At 65.9% G+C, this 18888-nt stretch carries 13 protein-coding genes; 9 read left to right on the top strand and 4 right to left on the bottom strand.

The annotated features are described in order from the left end of the window. Positions 1-69: 69 nt before the first annotated feature. From recC to CSQ95_RS25780, 4 genes are all read left to right on the top strand, one after another. A complete protein-coding gene (gene recC, locus CSQ95_RS25795; protein ID WP_099411554.1) occupies positions 70-3504 on the top strand; it encodes an exodeoxyribonuclease V subunit gamma in 3435 nt (1144 codons plus the stop codon). Further along, the gene (recB, locus tag CSQ95_RS25790) at positions 3501-7160 is read left to right on the top strand and encodes an exodeoxyribonuclease V subunit beta (protein ID WP_099411553.1); all 3660 of its coding nucleotides are present in this window, start codon (positions 3501-3503) and stop codon (positions 7158-7160) included. The genes recC and recB overlap by 4 nt, the downstream gene beginning before the upstream one ends. Next, on the top strand, positions 7150-9108 hold the full coding sequence (recD, locus tag CSQ95_RS25785; protein WP_099411552.1) for an exodeoxyribonuclease V subunit alpha: 1959 nt from the start codon (positions 7150-7152) through the stop codon (positions 9106-9108). The genes recB and recD overlap by 11 nt, the downstream gene beginning before the upstream one ends. A 159-nt stretch (positions 9109-9267) precedes the next feature. Then, positions 9268-11202: a methyl-accepting chemotaxis protein gene (locus CSQ95_RS25780; RefSeq protein WP_099411551.1), complete on the top strand. Its 1935-nt coding sequence runs from the start codon at positions 9268-9270 to the stop codon at positions 11200-11202. Between the two features lie 3 nt (positions 11203-11205). On the opposite strand, the gene CSQ95_RS25775 is transcribed toward CSQ95_RS25780, so the two are convergent. After that, positions 11206-12105: a LysR family transcriptional regulator gene (locus CSQ95_RS25775; protein ID WP_099411550.1), complete on the bottom strand. Its 900-nt coding sequence runs from the start codon at positions 12103-12105 to the stop codon at positions 11206-11208. A 120-nt stretch (positions 12106-12225) separates the two neighbouring features. Between CSQ95_RS25775 and CSQ95_RS25770 the strand changes: the two genes are divergently transcribed. After that, the gene (locus CSQ95_RS25770) at positions 12226-13158 is read left to right on the top strand and encodes a DMT family transporter (RefSeq protein WP_099411549.1); all 933 of its coding nucleotides are present in this window, start codon (positions 12226-12228) and stop codon (positions 13156-13158) included. A gap of 46 nt (positions 13159-13204) precedes the next feature. Here the strand turns inward: CSQ95_RS25770 and CSQ95_RS25765 are convergent, their stop codons facing one another. Beyond that, entirely contained in the window at positions 13205-14083 is an 879-nt protein-coding gene (locus CSQ95_RS25765) for a serine hydrolase (RefSeq protein ID WP_034778183.1), read from the bottom strand. Positions 14084-14499: 416 nt separating this feature from the next. Here CSQ95_RS25765 and CSQ95_RS25760 point away from each other — a divergent pair, with 416 nt between their 5' ends. Genes CSQ95_RS25760 through CSQ95_RS25750 form a run of 3 tightly spaced genes read left to right on the top strand, consistent with a single transcriptional unit; the run spans position 14500 to position 16967 of the window. Beyond that, positions 14500-15750 (top strand): sensor histidine kinase, encoded by a 1251-nt coding sequence (locus CSQ95_RS25760; RefSeq protein WP_099411548.1) that lies wholly within the window; start codon positions 14500-14502, stop codon positions 15748-15750. Beyond that, positions 15747-16496 carry a LytTR family DNA-binding domain-containing protein gene (locus tag CSQ95_RS25755; protein WP_099411547.1) on the top strand — a complete coding sequence of 250 codons (750 nt, stop codon included), beginning with the start codon at positions 15747-15749 and terminating at the stop codon, positions 16494-16496. The genes CSQ95_RS25760 and CSQ95_RS25755 overlap by 4 nt, the downstream gene beginning before the upstream one ends. Before the next feature lie 42 nt (positions 16497-16538). Further along, on the top strand, positions 16539-16967 hold the full coding sequence (locus tag CSQ95_RS25750; RefSeq protein WP_099411546.1) for a DsrE family protein: 429 nt from the start codon (positions 16539-16541) through the stop codon (positions 16965-16967). Positions 16968-16989: 22 nt separating this feature from the next. Here CSQ95_RS25750 and CSQ95_RS25745 read toward each other — a convergent pair whose 3' ends face one another. Next, on the bottom strand, positions 16990-17208 hold the full coding sequence (locus CSQ95_RS25745; RefSeq protein WP_034757699.1) for a molybdopterin-binding protein: 219 nt from the start codon (positions 17206-17208) through the stop codon (positions 16990-16992). 173 nt (positions 17209-17381) lie between these two features. Here CSQ95_RS25745 and CSQ95_RS25740 point away from each other — a divergent pair, with 173 nt between their 5' ends. Then, a complete protein-coding gene (locus tag CSQ95_RS25740) occupies positions 17382-17867 on the top strand; it encodes a hypothetical protein (RefSeq protein WP_099411545.1) in 486 nt (161 codons plus the stop codon). A gap of 60 nt (positions 17868-17927) precedes the next feature. On the opposite strand, the gene CSQ95_RS25735 is transcribed toward CSQ95_RS25740, so the two are convergent. After that, positions 17928-18884, bottom strand: a complete 957-nt coding sequence (locus CSQ95_RS25735) for a sulfate ABC transporter substrate-binding protein (RefSeq protein WP_180279166.1) — start codon at positions 18882-18884, stop codon at positions 17928-17930. Positions 18885-18888 lie beyond the last annotated feature (4 nt).

The raw sequence follows: 18888 nt of genomic DNA, 5'->3' as shown, positions 1-18888 counted from the left end.
CAGCGGCGATAATAGGCGTTTGACGTCTCCGGTCACCCGGCCGGAGACGCGGCAACCCATCGGATCAGCATGCATACACCCGTCACGCCCGGCCTCCTCATCCTGCATGGCAACCAGCTGGAACAGCTGCGCGCCGCCGTCTTCCAGTGGCTGCGCCAGCATCCGCTGGCGCCGCTGGAAACGGATATCTTCCTGGTGCAGTCGAACGGCGTGGCCGAATGGCTGAAGATCGCCCTGGCCGAGGAGATGAAAGTGTGCGCCGCCACGCGCATCGCGCTGCCGGCGCGCCTGCTGTGGGAAAGCTACCGGGGCATGCTGGGCCGCGAGCGCGTCCCGCGCGTGTCGCCTTTCGATAAATCCCCGCTGACCTGGCGTTTGATGCGCCTGTTGCCGTCGCTGCTGGCCGACCCGGTGTTTGCGCCGCTGCGCTACTTCCTGGCCGATGGCGATTGCGAACGCCGGCTGCAGCTGGCCGAGCGCCTGGCCGACTTGTTCGACCAGTACCAGGTCTACCGCGCCGACTGGCTGGCCGACTGGGCGGCCGGGCGCGACCAGTTGCGCACGGCGCGCGGGGAAGCCATCGTCTTGAAGGAAGACCAGCGCTGGCAGGCGCAGTTGTGGCGTGCCGTGGGCCAGGACGTCGAGGCCTTGGAGCGCGACACGGGCCGCGCCGACATCCATGAGGCCTTCCTGGCGGCGATCGCCGCCGGCGATGCGCCGCTTGGCAAGCTGCCGCGTAGGGTGGTGCTGTTCGGCGTGTCGGCCTTGCCGTACCAGACCTTGCAGGCGCTCGCCGCGCTGGCGCGCCACACGCAGGTGGTGCTGGCGGTGCCCAATCCATGCCAGTTTTACTGGGGCGACATCATCGACGGGCGCGACTTGCTGCGCGCGGAAAACAAGCGCCAGCGGCAGCGCAACGGCACCGACCTGGCGCACATTCCGCTGGAAGAACTGCATGCGCACAGTCATCCGCTGCTGGCCAGCTGGGGCAGGCAAGGGCGCGATTTCATCCGCATGCTCGACGAATTCGACGAACACGCGCAAGCCGAAGGGCGTGACGACAGCCTGCGCATCGACCTGTTCGGCGAGGAGACGGGCGAAACCCTGCTGCAGCAGGTGCAGGTGGCCATCCGCGAACTGCGCCCGCTGGCCGAGCATGAGCAGATGCCGCCCGAGGCAGGCGACCGCTCGATCGAATTTCACGTGGCGCACAGCGTGCAGCGCGAAGTGGAAGTGCTGCACGACCAGCTGCTGGCCATGTTCGCGCACAGCGCCGAGACGCTCTTGCGTCCGCGCGACGTGGTCGTGATGGTGCCCGACATCGACACGTTTACGGCCGCCATCCACGCTGTTTTCGGCCAGTACCGGCGCAACGACGAGCGTTTTATTCCGTTCGAGATCGGCGACGTGAAGGACCGCAGCGTCAACCCGCTGCTCGTCGCGCTCGAGTGGCTGCTGCAGCTGCCGCAGCAGCGCTGCCGCCAGAGCGAAGTGCGCGACCTGCTCGACGTGCCGGCGCTGGCGGCACGTTTTGGCCTGCAGCCGGACGACCTGGCCACCCTGGGCGCCTGGATCGAAGGGGCGGGCGTGCGCTGGGGCCTGGACCAGGAACACCGCGCCGGCCTGGGGCTGGGCGCGGCCGGGGAACAGAATGCGTGGATCTTCGGCGTGCGGCGCATGCTGCTTGGCTATGCCAGCGGCAGTGGCGCCAGCTTCGGCGGCATCGAGCCATATGCGGAAGTGGGCGGCCTCGATGCGGCGCTGGCAGGGTCTTTGGCGCAGCTGGTCGAGGCGCTGCTGCACTGGCGCAGCGTGCTGGCCGGCGCGCGCACGCCCGCCGAGTGGGGCGCGCAGGCGCGCGCGCTGCTGGCCGCGTTTTTCGATGCGGACGACGAGGGCGACCGCCTGACCCTGGCGCAGCTCGAGGGCGCCTTGCAGGGCTGGCTGGAAACCTGCGGGCATGCGGGCTTTGTCGAGCCGGTGCCGCTGTCCGTGCTGCGCGTGGCGTGGCTGGGCGCGCTGGACGAACCGACCCTGAACCACCAGTTCGTCTCCGGCGGCGTGACTTTCTGTACCCTGATGCCGATGCGCGCCGTGCCGTTTCGCGTCGTCTGCCTGCTGGGCATGAACGATGGCGATTTCCCGCGCCGCGCGCAGAAGGCCGATTTCGACCTGCTGGCGCTGCCCGGCATGGCGCGCCCGGGCGACCGCTCGCGCCGCGACGACGACCGCTACCTGATGCTCGAAGCCTTGCTGGCCGCGCGCGACAAACTGTACGTGAGCTGGGTGGGGCGCAATGTGCGCGACAATTCCGAGCAGCCGCCGTCCGTGCTGGTGTCGCAGCTGCGCGATTACCTGGCCGCCGGCTGGTCGCTGGACCGGCACCTTGTATCGCTGACCACCGAACACGCGCTGCAGCCGTTTAGCCGCCGCTATTTCGAGGCCGATGGCTTGCTGACCTATGCGCGCGAATGGCGCGTGGTCCATACCGATGCCGATGCGGCCGATGCCGATGCGCAGGCCGCCGCGCTGCCGCTGGGCCCTTACGAACTCGATCCCGGCACGCGTCTGAAGCTGGGCGAGCTGGCCAGCTTTTTGCGCCAGCCCGTCAAGTACTTCTTTCGCCGCCGCTTGAGCGTGTATTTCGCCGACGCGGCGATGCTGGGCGAGGATGAGGAGCCGTTCGGCCTGAATGCGCTCGAGCGCTACCTGCTGGAAGACACCATGCTGGACGACGGCGGCGCCGTGGAAGATATCGACGACGTGCGCGCCAGCCTGGAAGCGCGCGCGGCACGCCTGGCGCGCGAAGGCGTGCTGCCCATCGGCCTGATCGGCCGGCAGGTGCAGGCGCAGCTGGTCGAGGCGCTCGTGCCCGTGCGCAGCGCGTGGCTGTCCTTGCGCGCCTCGTTCCCGCTGGCGGCCGACAAGCGCGCCATCAACCTGCCCTTCGGCGAAGTGCAGATCGACGACTGGCTCGACAGATTGTGCAGCAACGGGCAGGAGACGGCCTGGCTGATGCAGATTTCCTCGAAGGTGACGGACAAGGGCGGCCAGGCGCGCGGCGACAAGCTGATGCTGATGTGGCTGCGCCAGCTGGCCGCCGCCGCCCTCGGTTTCCCCGTCACCGGCTACCTGGTGGCGCGCGACGCCATCGTCAGCATGGCGCCGCTCGATCCGGCCAGTTCGCGCGACGCCCTGGCCACCCTGCTGGCGCTGTGGCGCGAAGGCATGAACCATCCGCTGCCAACGGCATGCAAGACGGGGCTGGCGCTGGTGCAGCAGGGCGACCCGCGCGCCGTGTATGACGGCGGCTTCGACATCTCGGGCGAGCGCGATGAGCTGTGCCTGGCGCGCCTGTGGCCCGAGTTTTCCGCGCTGGCCGCGGAGGAAGCATGGGAAGACTGCACGCGCGAGCTGTATGGCCCGCTGGCCGACTGGCTGCAGCAACACATCACGATCGACCCGATCAGCGCGCCCGATGATGGCGCGGGAGAAGAACCATGACGAGCCACCTGCTCAACCCCCTGGCGTTTCCGCTGCACGGCTCGCGCCTGATCGAGGCGTCCGCCGGCACGGGCAAGACCTGGACCATCGCCGCGCTGTACGTGCGGCTCGTGCTGGGACACGGCGACGATGACAGCCGCTTTACGCGTCCGCTGCTGCCGGCCGACATTTTGGTGATGACGTTTACGCGCGCCGCCACGCGCGAATTGTCGAACCGCGTGCGCGAGCGCCTGATCGAGGCGGCCGCGTATTTTCGCCACGAATCCGGCGGCAGCGACCCGTTCCTCGACGCCTTGCTCGAGTCCTGTCCGGACGAGAGCGAACGGCAAAAGGCCGCGCACCGGCTGATGCTGGCCGCCGAGACGATGGATGAAGCGGCCATTTTCACCATCGACGCCTGGTGCCAGCGCATGCTGCGCGAGCACGCGTTCGACAGCGGCAGCCTGTTCGACGAAGAACTGGTCAGCGACGAGCAAGCGCTGTTCGAGGATGCGGCCCACGATTACTGGCGCCAGCAAGTCTATCCCTTGCCGCCGCAGGCGCTCGACGTGCTGCTGGCATGCTGGCCCGACGTCGGTGCGTTGAAGAAGGGCGCGCGCGAGCTGGCGCGCCGCGCCGACAGCATGCAGATGGCGGACGAGGAACCGTTGTCCACCCTGATCGCGCGCGAACAGCGGGCGCTGGCCGCGCAGCTGGCCACCCTGAAGGCGGGTTGGGTCGAGCGCGTGGACCAGATGGCCGCCTGGATCAACGACCACCGCGCCATCAATCCCAAATGTTTTAACGGTGTCAAGATGAAGCCGGAGAACCTGGCGAAGTGGTTCGACGGCTTGCGCCGCTGGGCGCAGGATCCGCTCCTGCTGCTGCCCGCCATCACGGCCAAGGCGTGGGAACGATTGACGCCGTTCGGCATCGAGGATGCGTTTGCCAAGAGTTTCACGGCCCAGGTGCCCGAGTGCTTCCAGCATACGGAAGCGTTGGGCATCGCCCTGGCGGCCATCACGCCGCTGGCGCACAAGCTGCACCTGCATGCGGCGGCGGCCATCGCGCGGCGCATGGATCAGTTAAAACGCCAGTCGCGCCAGTTCGGCTTTGCCGACATGCTGCAGCGCCTGCATGACGCGCTGGCCGGCGAGAATGGCCCGGCCCTGCGCCAGCGCATCGTCGACCAGTACCCGCTGGCGATGGTCGATGAGTTCCAGGATACGGCGCCCGCGCAGTACCAGATCTTCAATTTGCTGTACCGCATCGCCGACAACGATCCGGCGCTGGGCCTGTTCCTGATCGGCGACCCGAAACAGTCGATCTACGGCTTTCGCGGCGCGGACATCCAGAGCTACCTGGCGGCGCGGCGCGCCACGGCAGGGCGCCACTACCAGCTGGGCACCAACTACCGCTCGACGGCGCCCCTGGTGGCGGCCGTCAACCAGCTGTTCCTGCACGCCGAGCGCGACGAGGTGCCGGCCGGCGCCTTCCGCTACCGCAAAGGAGGCGAGAATCCGCTGCCGTTCGAGGCCGTCGACGCCAAGGGGCGTGATGAATACCTGGTGAACGCCGGCGGCCCGCTGCCGGCCCTGCTGGCCGCCTGCGCCAGCGATGAAGGGCTGCGCGGCGACGGCTACCGTGAGTATTTCGCCCAGCACTGCGCGGAGCACATCGTCGCCATGCTGGGCGATGCGCAAGCCGGTTTCGCTGGTCCCGACGGTTTTACGCGCCTGCAGCCGGCCGATATCGCCGTGCTCGTGCGCGACCGCAAGGAAGCGGCGGCCATCCGCCGCGCGCTGGCGCGCCGCCGGGTCGCCAGCGTCTACCTGTCCGACAAGGATTCCGTCATCGACAGCGAGGAGGCGCAAGACGTGCTGCGCTGGCTGGCCGCGCTGGCCAACCCGCTCGACGGGGGCCTGGCGCGCGCCGCCTTTGCCACGCGCACCATCGGCCTGTCGCTGGGCGAGCTGGCGCGTCTGTCGAGCGATGAACTGGAGTGGGAACGCCGGGTCGAGCAATTGAAGGCCCTGCACCTGATCTGGCAGCGGCAGGGCGTGCTGGCCATGCTGCGCCGCTTCATCCACGAACTGCAGTTGCCCGCCATGCTGCTGCTGCAGACGGGCGGCGAGCGGCGCCTGACGAATCTGCTGCACCTGGCCGAACTGCTGCAATCGGCCAGCCGCCAGCTCGATGGCGAGCAGGCGCTGATACGCTGGCTGGCCGAGCAGATCGCCGGCGAGGGCGACAACGGCGACGAGCGCGTGCTGCGCCTGGAAAGCGATGCGGAGCTGGTGAAAGTCATCACCGTGCACAAATCCAAGGGCCTCGAATATCCGCTCGTGTATCTGCCGTTTGCCGTCACGGCGCGCAAGGTCGATAAGCGCAACCGCAGTTTCTTCGACTATGCGGATGACAAAGGCGAGCGCCGCCTCGACCTGTCCTTGTCCGACGAAGCGATGGCGGCGGTCGAAGAGGCGCGCATCGAGGAAGACTTGCGCCTGCTGTACGTGGCCCTGACGCGCGCGCGCCACTTCCTGTGGCTGGGCGTGGCCGCTCAGGCGGCGCGCAAGGCGGGCGAGAACACCCTGCACGAATCGGCGCTCGGCTACCTGCTGACGGGCGGCGACAAGCTGCCGGCGGAACAATTGCTGCTGCGCTGGCAGCAGGTCGCGGGCAGCTGCGACGCCATCTATGTGAGTTCCCTGGCGCAGCCCGACGCCTGCACGGTGCTGGACCGCATCGAGCGCCGTCCCGAGCTGCGCCCCGCGCCCGTGTTCGCGGGCGAATTCGAGCGCGACTGGTCGGTGGGCAGCTTTACGTCGCTGACGCGCCAGATCGGCGCCGTGGCGGCCGCGCACGTGCCGCAGCGGGCGCTGGAAGAGACCTTGCTGGAAGATGGCACGGCTGTGGCCGTGGCCGCGCCGACGACTATGGGCGACGCGCCGTGGCACCGCTTCCCGCGCGGTTCCGTGCCCGGTAATTTCCTGCACGAGCAGCTCGAGTGGATGGGCAGCGAAGGCTTTGACGGCGTCCACGATGCCAATTTCAATACACGCCTGGCCGCGCGCTGCGAACGGGCGGGCTGGGGCCACCGCCAGGAAGACGCCATCGCCTGGCTCAGGGAAATCGCCGTCACGCCGCTGCCGCTGCTCGATGCATCGCTGTCGCAACTGGACAGCACCCTGTCCGAGATGGAGTTCTGGTTCCCCAGCGAGCATTTGTCCACCGAAGCGCTGGATAAACTGTGCACGCGCTTGCTGCTCGACGGCGCGCCGCGTCCCGCGCTGCCGCGGCGCCAGCTGCACGGCATGCTGAAAGGCTTTGCCGACCTGGTCATCGAACGGGAAGGGCGCTACTGGGTGCTCGACTACAAGTCGAACGCGCTCGGCGCCAACGACGCCGCCTACCACACGCAGGCGCTGGCGGCCGGCATGGCGCAGCACCGCTACGACATCCAGGGCGCCATCTACATGCTGGCCCTGCACCGGCTGCTGAAAAGCCGGCTCGGCGGCGCCTACGACCCGGCCGAACATCTGGGCGGCGCCATCTTCCTGTTCCTGCGCGGCATAGCGAATGCGGACACGCATGGCTGCTACTGGCTGGCGCCGCAGCTGGAATTGCTGGACGGCCTCGATCAACTGTTAGAAGAAACGGAACACCATGCAGCATGACGCGCAGATGGACGCTTTGTTTACCCATGTCGACGGCGTCGCGGAGGCGGGCCATCTGCGCCGCCTGAGCGCCGCCTTTGCCCGCTTCATCGCCAGTCTGGACGGGCAGGCGCCGCATGCGCCCGCCGTGGCCGTGGCCTGTGTGGTGCTGTCCGAACTGGAAGGGCGGGGCCACAGCTGTTTGATGCTGGCGGACCTGGCCAGCGAACCTTCGCAGCTGCTGGGCTGGAGCGAGGAGCTGTGGCATGGCGTGCTGGCCGTTGCCGGCCCGCTGCCGGACAGCGTCGCCGGCTGGCGCGCGCTGCTGGCCGGCGCGCCGCAGGTGTGGCAGGTGGGTGCGCCCGATGTGAAACAGCCGCTGGTGCTCGACGGCGACCGCCTGTACCTGCGCCGCTACTGGCGCGACGAAAGCCTGGTGGGCGAGAAAATCGCCCTCCGCGCGCAGGACTTGAGCGAGCCGCCGCTGGCGCAGGTGCGGCAATGGCTCGACATCCTGTTCGACCAGCCCACGCAGGACGGTGGCCCTGACTGGCAAAAGGTGGCCTGCGCCGTCGCCTTGCGCGGCAAGGTGGCCATCATCACGGGCGGCCCGGGCACGGGCAAGACGTACACGGTGGCCAGTTTGCTGACCTTGCTGTTTGCCGTCTCGCCGCAGCCGGAGCAGCTGCGCATCGCGCTGGCCGCGCCGACGGGCAAGGCGGCCGCGCGATTAAAACAGTCGATCGACAAGGCTTTGAGTGGCCTGGCGGAAAAGGTCGGGGAAGCCTTGCCCCTGCTGGAACTGGCGCGGCGCATGGGCGCGGCGCGCACCCTGCATAGCTTGCTGGGCGCGCGGCCCGATACGCGCGCCTTTGCCCACCACGCGGGCAATCCGCTCGACGTCGACGTGCTGATCGTCGATGAAGCGTCGATGGTGCATCTGGAGATGATGGCGTCCGTGCTTGACGCCTTGCCGCCCACGGCGATATTGATCCTGCTCGGCGACAAGGACCAGCTGGCGTCCGTGGAAGCGGGCGCCGTGCTGGGCGACTTGTGCCACGATGCGCAGGCGGGCGGCTACACGGCGGACACCATCGCGTATGCGCAGGCGGCCAGCGGCGTGGCCATTCCCGCGCAGTTTGCGGGCAGCGCCGGCGCGCTGGCGCAGCAGACGGTGATGCTGCGCCACAGCCACCGCTTCAGCGGCCCGATCGGCGAGCTGGCGCTGGCCGTGAATGCCGGCAGGCCCGACCTGGCCAGGGCGTGCTTCGCCGCCGACAGCGGCGGTCAGCTGGCGTGGAGCGTGCCGGCGCAGCAGGAAGACGTGCTGCGCCTGGCCTTGCGCGGGCGGGGGGATGCGCCGGGCGGCTATCAGCCTTACCTGGCGCTGGTGAACGCGGGCGAGGCCGCGTACGCGCAGCATGACGACTGGGTGCGCGCCGTGCTGCATGCTTTTGAAGCGTTCCGCATCCTGTGCGCCGTGCGCGAGGGAGAATGGGGCGTGGCGGGCCTGAACACGGCCATCGAGCTGCGGCTGGAAAAGGATGGGCTGATACGCCGCAGCGAATGGTATGTGGGCCGTCCCGTGATGGTCACGCGCAACGATTACGGCACGGGCGTGTTCAATGGCGACATCGGCCTGACCCTGCGCGACCCTGCGCGGCCGGGCTCCCTGCGCGTGTACTTCCTGGAAGGGGACAATGTGCGCAGCGTGCTGGCCACGCGTTTGCGCCACGTGGAGACGGCGTTTGCCATGACGGTGCATAAATCGCAGGGCTCGGAATTTCGCCACACGGTGCTGGTGCTGCCGCAGGAAGGCGGCGCCATGCTGGCGCGCGAGCTGGTCTACACGGGCATCACGCGCGCGCGCGACTTCTTTACCCTGGTCTCGCCCACGCAGGCCGTGCTGTTCGACGCGATTTTGCGACGCACGCAGCGCGCCAGCGGGCTGAGAGGGTTGATCGGCTGAGGGCTTGATGGGGTTCGACAGATTTCCTTACGGAAATATATGTGTTGTATTCCGAATATTGATGATAATTGTTCCGTTTTTTGTGTGAGAATGCTTGCGTAGGTGAAGTAGTGCAAAAGCACTGTTTCACGCCAATCAAATCGAAACGAGGAGTCCATCATGTTGTCTTCCCTTCGCACGCGGCTGGTGCTCATTTGCGTGGCCATCGTCGTCCTGTCCATGCTGGCCTTGTCGGTCGCCAATTACGTCACCACGCGCAGCAGCATGCTGGCGTCGTCGGACCAGCAGATGCAGCAGCTGCTGCAAAGCCAGTCCGCCGTGCTGGCGCAATGGGTCGATGGCAAGAAGAAAGTCATGGCCTCGGTCGTCATGTCGGCCGAGACGCCCGATCCGCTGCGCGCCTTCCAGATCGCGGAAAAGGCCGGCGATTTTGCGGAAGTGTTCATCGGCTACGCGGACAAGCGTTCCGTGTTTACTCATCCGGGCCGCCCGGCCGATTTCGATCCGACGGCGCGCGCCTGGTACACGGACACCGTCAAGGCGGGCGTGCCGATGCTCACGCCGCCGTATGTGGACGCGGCCAGCCACAAGCTGGTGGTGTCGTTCACGGCGCCCGTCGGCCCGAAAGAGGCGCTGCTGGGCGTGGCGGGCGCGGACGTGCTGCTCGATACGGTGATTGCCAACGTGGTGGCGATCAAGCCGACGCCGCACAGCTTTGCCTTCCTCGTCGACCAGAGCGGCACCATCATCGCCCACGCGGACAAGGAACTGAGCCTGCAGCCGGTGACGAAACTCGATGCCGCGCTGTCGGCCGCGCAGGTGAACCGCCTGGAAAGCTCGCGCGCGAGCGAGGCCGTGCGCCTCAATGAGCGCGACGGCAAGCTGTACGTGACGCGCGTGGCGGGCACCGACTGGCTGCTGGCCGTGGTGCTGGACCAGCAGGAAGCCATGCAAGCCTTGCAGACGATGCTGACGACGGCCACCGTCACGGCCGCGCTGCTGACGGGGCTGGCGGCGCTGCTGCTGTCGCTGCTGGTCTTTAAAATGCTCAAGCGCCTGGAACTGGTGCGCGACGCGCTCGACGACATCGCTTCCGGCGAGGGCGATTTGACGCGCCGCCTCGACGCTTCCGGCGTGGATGAACTGGCGCAGATCGCGGGCGCCTTCAACCGCTTCATCGACAAGATCGCCGCCGTGCTGGTGAAGATCCGCACGGCCAGCGAATCGGTCAAGGTATCGTCGTCGGAAATCGCCGCCGGCAACCAGGACCTGTCGTCGCGCACGGAACAGCAAGCGAGCTCGCTGGAAGAAACGGCCGCCTCGATGGAGGAGCTGACTTCCACCGTCAAACAAAATGCCGATAATGCGCGCCAGGCCAACCAGATGGCACAATCGGCGTCCGGCGTGGCCAGCAAGGGCGGGCAGGTGGTGGCGCAGGTGGTCGACACCATGGCCTCGATCAATGACTCGTCGAAGAAGATCGTCGACATCATCAGCGTCATCGACGGCATCGCCTTCCAGACGAATATCCTGGCCCTGAATGCGGCCGTCGAAGCGGCGCGCGCGGGCGAGCAGGGACGCGGCTTTGCCGTGGTGGCGACGGAAGTGCGCAGCCTGGCGCAACGCTCCGCTGGCGCAGCGAAGGAAATCAAGCTGCTGATCGACGATTCGGTGGGCAAGGTCGATTCGGGCGCGCGCCTGGTCGACGAGGCGGGGGCGACGATGCAGGAAATTGTCGACAGCGTGCGCCGCGTCACCGATATCATGGGCGAAATCACGGCCGCCAGCGTCGAGCAAAGCTCGGGCATCGAACAGGTGAACCAGGCGATTGCGCAGATGGACCAGGTGACGCAGCAGAATGCGGCGCTGGTGGAAGAGGCGGCGGCCGCCGCAGAAAGCCTGCAGGACCAGGCCAGCACCCTGGCGCAGGTGGTGGGGGTGTTCAAGCTCGATGACGGGCAGGCGCCGGCGGCCGTGCCGCATGCCGCAAGGCCCGTGGCGCGCGCGCCCATCGCGCCGCGCATCGCCAGCCGTCCCGCCACAAAAACGCCCGTCGCCAAGCAGGAGCGCAGCGACGAGTGGGAGACGTTTTAAACTTTAAGTACGCCGGGGCGCCAGGGTCGGCGCCATCTGCTTTGCGACTTCAAAAAAAGCGTTGGTGGCCGGCGTGTTCTGGCGCCGGTCGCGCACGGCCAGGCCCACCTTGCGGCTGACGGGCGGATTCAAGGGCAGGGCGACCAGCTCCGGATACTGTTCGCGCAGCCGCTGCGGCAGGGCCAGTTCGGCGACGATGGAGACGCCGTCGCCGCGGCTGACCATGTCGAGGATGGTGATGACCTGGCTGATGCGGTAGGGGACATGTGGCTGCAGCCCCGCGTCGGCGAACAGGGGCTCGATCAGGCAGGCGCAGCCCGCCTCGGACATGATGAACGGCCCTTCGCACAGCTGCGCCAGGGTGATGGTGGTTTCGCTGGCCAGCGGGTGGCTGCGCGGCACCAGCGCCATCATCTGGTCTTCCACCAGCGGCGCCGTGTCGAAACGCTCGTCGGGCAGCACGACGAAACCCACGTCGACCCTGCGTTCGCGTATCCACTGCACCACTTCATGGTCGGCGCCTTCGTCGATGCGCAGGGCGATGCCCGGATAGCGCAGGCGGAATTGCGCCGTGATGGCCGGCAGCAGGTTCAACGACGAGGTGGGGCCGAAGGAGCCGATGCGCAGGCTGCCCTGGCGCTGGCCCAGCACGTCGGCCGCTTCCTGGCGCATGGCTTCCGACAGACCGAGGATTTCGCGCGCGCGCACCAGCAGCTGGCGGCCCACGTCCGTCAGCTCGGCCGACGCCTGGTGGCGCACGATGAGGTCCACGCCCATCTCCTTTTCCAGCGCTTTTAACGCATGCGAGACGGCCGACTGGCTGATGCCCAGTTGCGCGGCGGCGGCGGAAAAACCGTGCAGTTCGGCCACCAGGGTAAAGATTTCCAGTTGCGTGAAGGTCATGCTGTGGTTTTCCTGTTGTATGAGTGTTTACTCATTATTTCATGAATTGATATTAGTATTAATATATAAGTGTACAGCATGTACGCCACCCGCCGCGCAAGCGGCTTTACAGGAACTCCCATGTCTTCTTCCGCCGTACCTTCAGCCGCCTTGCCTGCCGCGCAATCGCCGCTCGTCTATCTGAAACTGATCTGCGTCGCCCTGTTCTGGGGCGGCACCTTCATCGCGGGCCGCGTGCTGGCGCAGCAGATGCCGCCCATGACGGCCGCCAGCGGGCGATTCGGCGTGGCCGTGCTGCTGCTCGTGGTGCTGGCGTGGAAACTGGAAGGGGGCTTGCCGCGCCTGGACCGCAAACAGCTGGCGACGACGGCGGCGCTGGGCCTGACGGGCATCTTTTTATACAACCTGTGCTTCCTGGCGGCCCTGTCGCGCATGCCGGCGGGGCGCACGGCCCTGTTCGTGGCCTTGAATCCCATCGTCACGGCGCTGGCCTCGGCCATGCTGTTCCGTGAGCGGCTCGGATCGTTCAAGTGGCTGGGCATCATGCTGGCGTTTTGCGGCACGGCCATCGTCATCACGCGCGGCGACCTGGCCGGCGTGCTGCACGGCACGGGCGGCGGCATCGGCGCCGGCGAAATCTTCATGTTCTGCGGCATTTCCAGCTGGGCCGCCTATACCCTGATCGGCCGGGTCGCGCTGAAGGGCTTGTCGCCCATCGCCGCCACCACGTATGCGGCGATGTGGGGCCTGGCTTTCCTGCTGGTGGGGGCGGTGGTGGAATTCCCGACCGTGCCGTGGCACAGCTTTGGCTGGCAAGTGTGGGCCGCCATCGGCTATCTGGGCGTGTTCGGCACGGTGATCGGTTTTGTCTGGTATTACGAGGGCGTCAAGGCGCTGGGTCCGTCGCGCACGGCTGTGTTCAACAACCTCGTGCCCGTGTTCGGCATCGTGCTGGCGGCGGCGCTGCTGGGGGAGCCGGTGCTGGCCTCGATGCTGGTGGGCGGCGCGGTGACGATTGCCGGCGTGGTGATGACCAACCGGCAGGGGAAATAGTTATGGGGTCAGACCCGTCGGGTCTGACCCCGGCATTCAGCCGTGCTTAGCGGGCGCGGCGGCGCTTCGATGGCTTGGCCGGCGCCTTCTTGTGCCGGCTGACGGAAGCGCGCATCACTTTCGGCTCTTCGATGCCGTTCTCGGCCGCCAGCATGCGGCGGATGTTGACGGCATCCATGGCGCGCACGGAATTGGCGCGCGCGTTGAGCAGGATCATGGTGGCGAACTTGCCGGCCGATTTGATGCGCATGATCAGGCAGCGGCCCGCTTCATTCGTGTAGCCCGTCTTCGACAGACCGATATCCCAGCCCTTGGCGCCCACCAGGCGGTTCGTGTTGTGGTATTCCACGTCGCGGCCCTTGATCTGGATCACATCCTTCGAATCGGTGGTGATGCGACTGATTTCCGGGTAGCGCGAAGCCGCCACGGCCATCTTGACCAGGTCGGCCGCCGTCGACTGGTTATTCGGCGACAAGCCCGTCGGCTCTTCGATCACGGTCTGGCGCATGCCCAGGGCCTTGATCTTGGCGTTGACGGCCACGGCAAATGCGGTGGGGCCGCCGGGGAAAGTGCGCGCCAGCGAGGCGGCGGCGCGGTTGTCGGACGACATCAGCGCCAGTTGCAGCACGTCGTGGCGGCTCAGGGTGGCGCCCACGGGCACGCGCGAAGTGCTGTGTTTCAAGGTGTCGACGTCCTCGCGGTCGATGCTGATCTCTTCCTGCATATTCGCCTTGGAGTCGAGCACGACCATGGCTGTCATGAGTTTGGTCAGCGAGGCGATCGGCACCACCACGTTGGAATTTTTTTCAAGCAAGACTTTGCCTGTGCCGTCTTCGACCACCAGGATCGACTGGGAACCGAAGGGCACGGCGATGGCCGCTGTCGAAAGCGTCATCAGCACCGCGGCGAACATTTTTTTGAGCATGGGATTGTATGTGGGAAAGCAGTTTTGGGGCGCCATCGTGGGCGCTGCGCGCAAATCCGGAACAGGGCCGCGCGGGGACGCGGCGTGTATCTCGGAGGCAATATTTGCCAAGCTTAAACAATACCATTAAAGATCAAGCGATGTCTACGGTACAAGCCCGCGACAGGCGGCTTTGCGGGCAATTTGGCAAATAAATGGGGTTATTCTTGCCGTAGTGAAAATTGTTGCGCAATTATTGATTTCATCCTGGAAACTTCGTATGATTTCAGCAAGATTGCCAGCCTTGATGCGGCAGGCGCCGCGCGCTTCGTCGTTGATGCCTGCCCCTTCGTGCTTCGTCGCTCCGCGCTAGGCCCCGCAAGCGGGGCGCCGTAGACTGCGTTCATGCCTGCATCACGGACTACGGAGAACGCATCATGTTAAAAAAATATACGGACTGGTACCGCAGCATCGATGAGGAATCGCTGCGGGTGCTGAAACACCCCGAAATGGCGACGCAGGTACAGGGACGGGTGCGCCGCTACGTCGCCATGAAGCTGGTCAAGCTGACGCCGATCGAGCGCCAGCAATTGCACGATTTCCTGCTCAAGTACCGTGGCGCCGGTTTTTACATCGCCGCGTTCAAGCTGATGTTGCTGTTCAGCGCCATCGGCGTTGTCCTGCACCTGCTGCTGCCGGCCAGGTTTGAACTGCTCAAGGCCCTGGTCTTCAGCAACGGCCTGGGTTTTGCGCTGGCGTGGGGCCTGGTGGGCGTCTGGTTCAATTACCGCAGTTCCGTGCGTTACAAGTTCAAGAAACTCCTGCTGATCGTCTCGACCTGCGCGGCTGGGGTGGCGGCCGGCGTGCTGCTGGCCGGCTTGAGCGATACCGGTTCCATGGCCATGGCTTTCGAGCGCTTGCTGCGCGTGGGCGGCGTCGCCCTGCTGGTGGCCGGTTTGTTCTACATGGTGCCGCTGGCGATCGTGACCACCTGGCGCAACCGCCAGTACGAAGCGCTGACCCTGCAGCTGCAGCAGGATGCCGAGCGCGACCGCCTGGCGCGCGAACTGAGCGAATCGCAGCTGCGCTTGCTGCGCGCGCAGATCGAGCCGCATTTCCTGTTCAATACCCTGGGCGCCGTGCAGCAGCTGGCCGAGCAGGGCGCGCCCAGGGCAGCGGCGCTGACGGCCGACCTGATCGCCTTCCTGCGCGCCAGCCTGGCGGAGATGCGCAGCGAGCAAGTGTCCTTGCAAAGCGAGTTCGACATGGTGGCCGCCTACCTGCGCCTGATGCAGGCGCGCATGGGTTCGCGCCTGCGCTGGGCGCTGGACTTGCCGGCCGAGCTGGCGCACGCGACGATACCGAGCATGATCTTGCTGACCCTGGCGGAAAATGCCATCAAGCATGGTATTGAACCATCGTTGCGCGGCGGCGAGATCAGCCTGTCGGCGCTGCGGGTGGACGGCATGCTGCGCCTGCGCGTGCGGGACACGGGCATGGGCTTGCCGGAAAGCGGCGAGGACAGCGCGCCCGGAGGTGGCCTGGGCCTGGAAAACGTGCGCAGCCGGCTGTTGCTGTCCGCTCCATCCGCCAGCCTGAGCCTGCGCAACGGCGAAGAGGGCGGCGTGATCGCTGACATAGTGTTGCCCATCAAAATTGCATCCAGCCTGAAAGAAGCCACCGCATGAATCCCACCATCCTGATCGCCGAAGACGAACCCCTGATGCGCGAGCGCCTGCAAATGCTGCTGGCGCAAGCCTGGCCAGAGGCGCAAGTCGTGCTGGTGGCGGAAAACGGCAACGATGCCTGGGACGGTTTCCTCGAACATGAGCCGGACGTGGTCTTCCTCGACATCCGCATGCCGGGCCTGTCGGGTCTGGAAGTGGCCGAGCGCATCGGCAAGCGGGCGCACGTGGTGTTCGTCACGGCCTACGACCAGTACGCCGTCGACGCGTTCGACGCGGGCGCCGTCGATTACCTGCTGAAACCCGTGCAGGCCGAGCGGCTGCAGCGGGCGTTGGCCCGCCTGCGCGACAAGCTGGGCGCCCAGCCGGCCGACATGGCCCATTTGCTGCAGTCGCTGCGCGCCGCCTTGCCGGCGCCGCCGCGCGACAAGCTGAAATGGATCAGGGCCAGCGTGGGCAGGCAGATCCGCCTGATCGACGTCGACGACGTGCTGTTCTTCCAGGCCGACACCAAGTACACGCGCGTGGTGCTGGCCGGCTCGGAAGCGCTGGTGCGCACGCCGCTGAAGGATTTATTGGGCGGCCTCGATCCGGAACAGTTCTGGCAAATCCACCGCGGCACCATGGTCAACGTGAAAGCCATCGAGGCGGCCGAACGCATCGACGCCGAGCGCATGCAGGTGCTGGTGCGGGGCAGTACGGAAAAGCTGCCCGTCAGCCGCACGTTTACCTATTTGTTCAGGGATTGATATGATGCCAATGTTTTTAATCTGATACTGAATGGACATCGCATGACAATCTTGCGCCGCTGGTTCACCGCCATCCTCCTCGCCTTGCTCTCCTGCACCGCCGCCACGGCCGCGCAGAAGGAGGAAAAGGTGGTGTACCACGTCAATGACGCCAGCAATGCCACGGCTGCGCTGAAAAATATTCGCAATCACCTGGACGCCAGCCCCAAAGCCACCATCGTGCTCGTCGCGCACGGCCCCGGCATCGATTTCCTGCTCGACGGCGCCACCGACAAGAACGGCACGCCGTATGACGCGGTGGTGCGCGAGCTGGTCCAGCGGGGCGTGAGCTTTCGCGTCTGTAATAACACCTTGCAAGGACGCAACATCGACCGCCAGCGCGTGCTGCCCGAAGCCGTCATCGTGCCCTCGGGCGTGGCCGAGCTGAGCCGCTTGCAGTGGCAGGAAGGCTATGCGTATATCAAGCCCTGAAGTCAGTGGGGGCGGGCAACGCTTACTGGATCTTGGCGATTGACACTTCCGTCGACTTGACCAGCGCGATGACCTCGCTGCCCACTTTCAGGTCCAGGTCTTTGATCGAGCGCGAGGTGATCACCGAAGTGACGATGCCGTGCGGCGTTTCCACGTCCACTTCGGACACCACGGGGCCAAAGATGATTTCCTTGATCTTGCCGCGAAACTGGTTGCGTACATTCACTTCTGAGATAGCCATGATGTTTCCTTTGTGCCCGTTATACGCCGTATGGCGCGACAGGGCCAGAGTACGGCGCGCGCACGCTTTTGACCACGAATCGATGCGCATATCGATATGCGCAAAGCGTGTGCCAGCGCTGGCGCAAGCATGGTATTCGCCTATACTTGGCTGCAACACCCTGGAGGTTTGCCATGCGTCCATTGCCCTTGCTGCTGCTGTTGCCCTCATTTGCCGTGCTGGCGGGCCCCATCGCGGCGCTGCAGCCGATGGCCTTCCTGGCCGGGCATTGCTGGAAGGGCGAATTTCCTGGTGGGAAGCAAACGGATGAGCACTGTTTCCAGTGGCTGTACGGCGGCCAGATGCTGCGCGACGTGCACACGGTGCGCAGTCCCGGCAAGCCCGACTACGTGGGCGAAACCACGTATTACCACGATGCCGCCGCAGGCAGGGTGGTCTTCCTGTACCTGGAAAACAGCGGTGGCTATAGCCGCGGCACGATGCTGCCGGCGGACGGAGGCCTCGACTTTCCCACCACGCAGTACGTGGGCGCCAGCGGCAAGGCGCTGACCTACCGCGTGCGCTGGACGCCATCGGGAAATGCCTATGAAGCGGCCAGCGAGATGCTGGTGGACGGGCGCTGGGCACCGCAATTCAAGCTGCTGATGCAGAAACAGTGACGATGTAGAGGCAATAAAAAAACCGGGACAAGTCCCGGTTTCTCGTTGATGCAGATCAGATTACTTCTGATAAATCTTGTCGAATTCGCCGCCGTCGTCAAAGTGTTTCTTTTGTGCCTGTTTCCAGCCGCCAAACACCTCATCGATGGTGAACAGGGTGATCGGTTTGAAGCTGGCTGCGTATTTCTTTGCTACCGCTGGCGAACGGGGGCGCAGATAGTGCTTGGCGACCAGTTCCTGGCCCGGTTCCGAATACAGGTATTGCAGGTAAGCCGTGGCTTCCTTGCGGATGCCGCGGCGGTCGACGACCTTGTCGACGACGGCCACCGGCGACTCGGCCAGGATGGAGATGCTTGGATACACCACTTCGAAGTTGTCGCCGAATTCGGCGCGCACCAGTTGCACTTCGTTTTCGAACGTTACCAGCACGTCGCCGATTTCGCGCTGCGTGAAGGTGGTGGTGGCGCCGCGGCCGCCGCCGTCGAGCACGGGCACGTTCTTGAACAGCTTGGTCACCAGGTCGCGCGCCTGCGCTTCGCTGCCGCCTTTTTTCACGGCATAGCCCCAGGCGGCCAGGTAGGTGTAGCGGCCGTTGCCCGAGGTTTTCGGGTTCGGCACGATGACCTTGATGCCGGGCTTGGCCAGATCGTCCCAATCCTTGATGTGTTTCGGGTTGCCTTTGCGCACCAGATATACCATGGTGGAATAGAACGGCGCCGCATTGTTCGGGAATTTCTTGGCCCAGTCGGCCACCACGAGGCCGCGGTCGACGAGGATATCGATGTCATTGGCCTGGTTCATGGTTACGACGGACGCTTCCAGGCCGTCGGCCACGGAGCGCGCCTGCTTGCTCGAACCGCCGTGCGATTGCTTGATGGTGATGGTTTCGCCCGTTTTGGCTTTCCAATCCGCAATAAATGCGGGATTCACATCCTTGAACAATTCGCGCATCACGTCGTACGAGGCGTTCAGCAAGACCACGGGTTCGGCGGCGGACACGCTCATGGGCAGGCTCATGGCG

It is taken from the genome of Janthinobacterium sp. BJB304 (assembly GCF_002735765.1).
GTDB lineage: Bacteria > Pseudomonadota > Gammaproteobacteria > Burkholderiales > Burkholderiaceae_D > Janthinobacterium.
The sequence above is the reverse complement of the archived record's forward strand: the minus strand, read 5'-3'. Positions and strand labels throughout refer to the sequence as shown.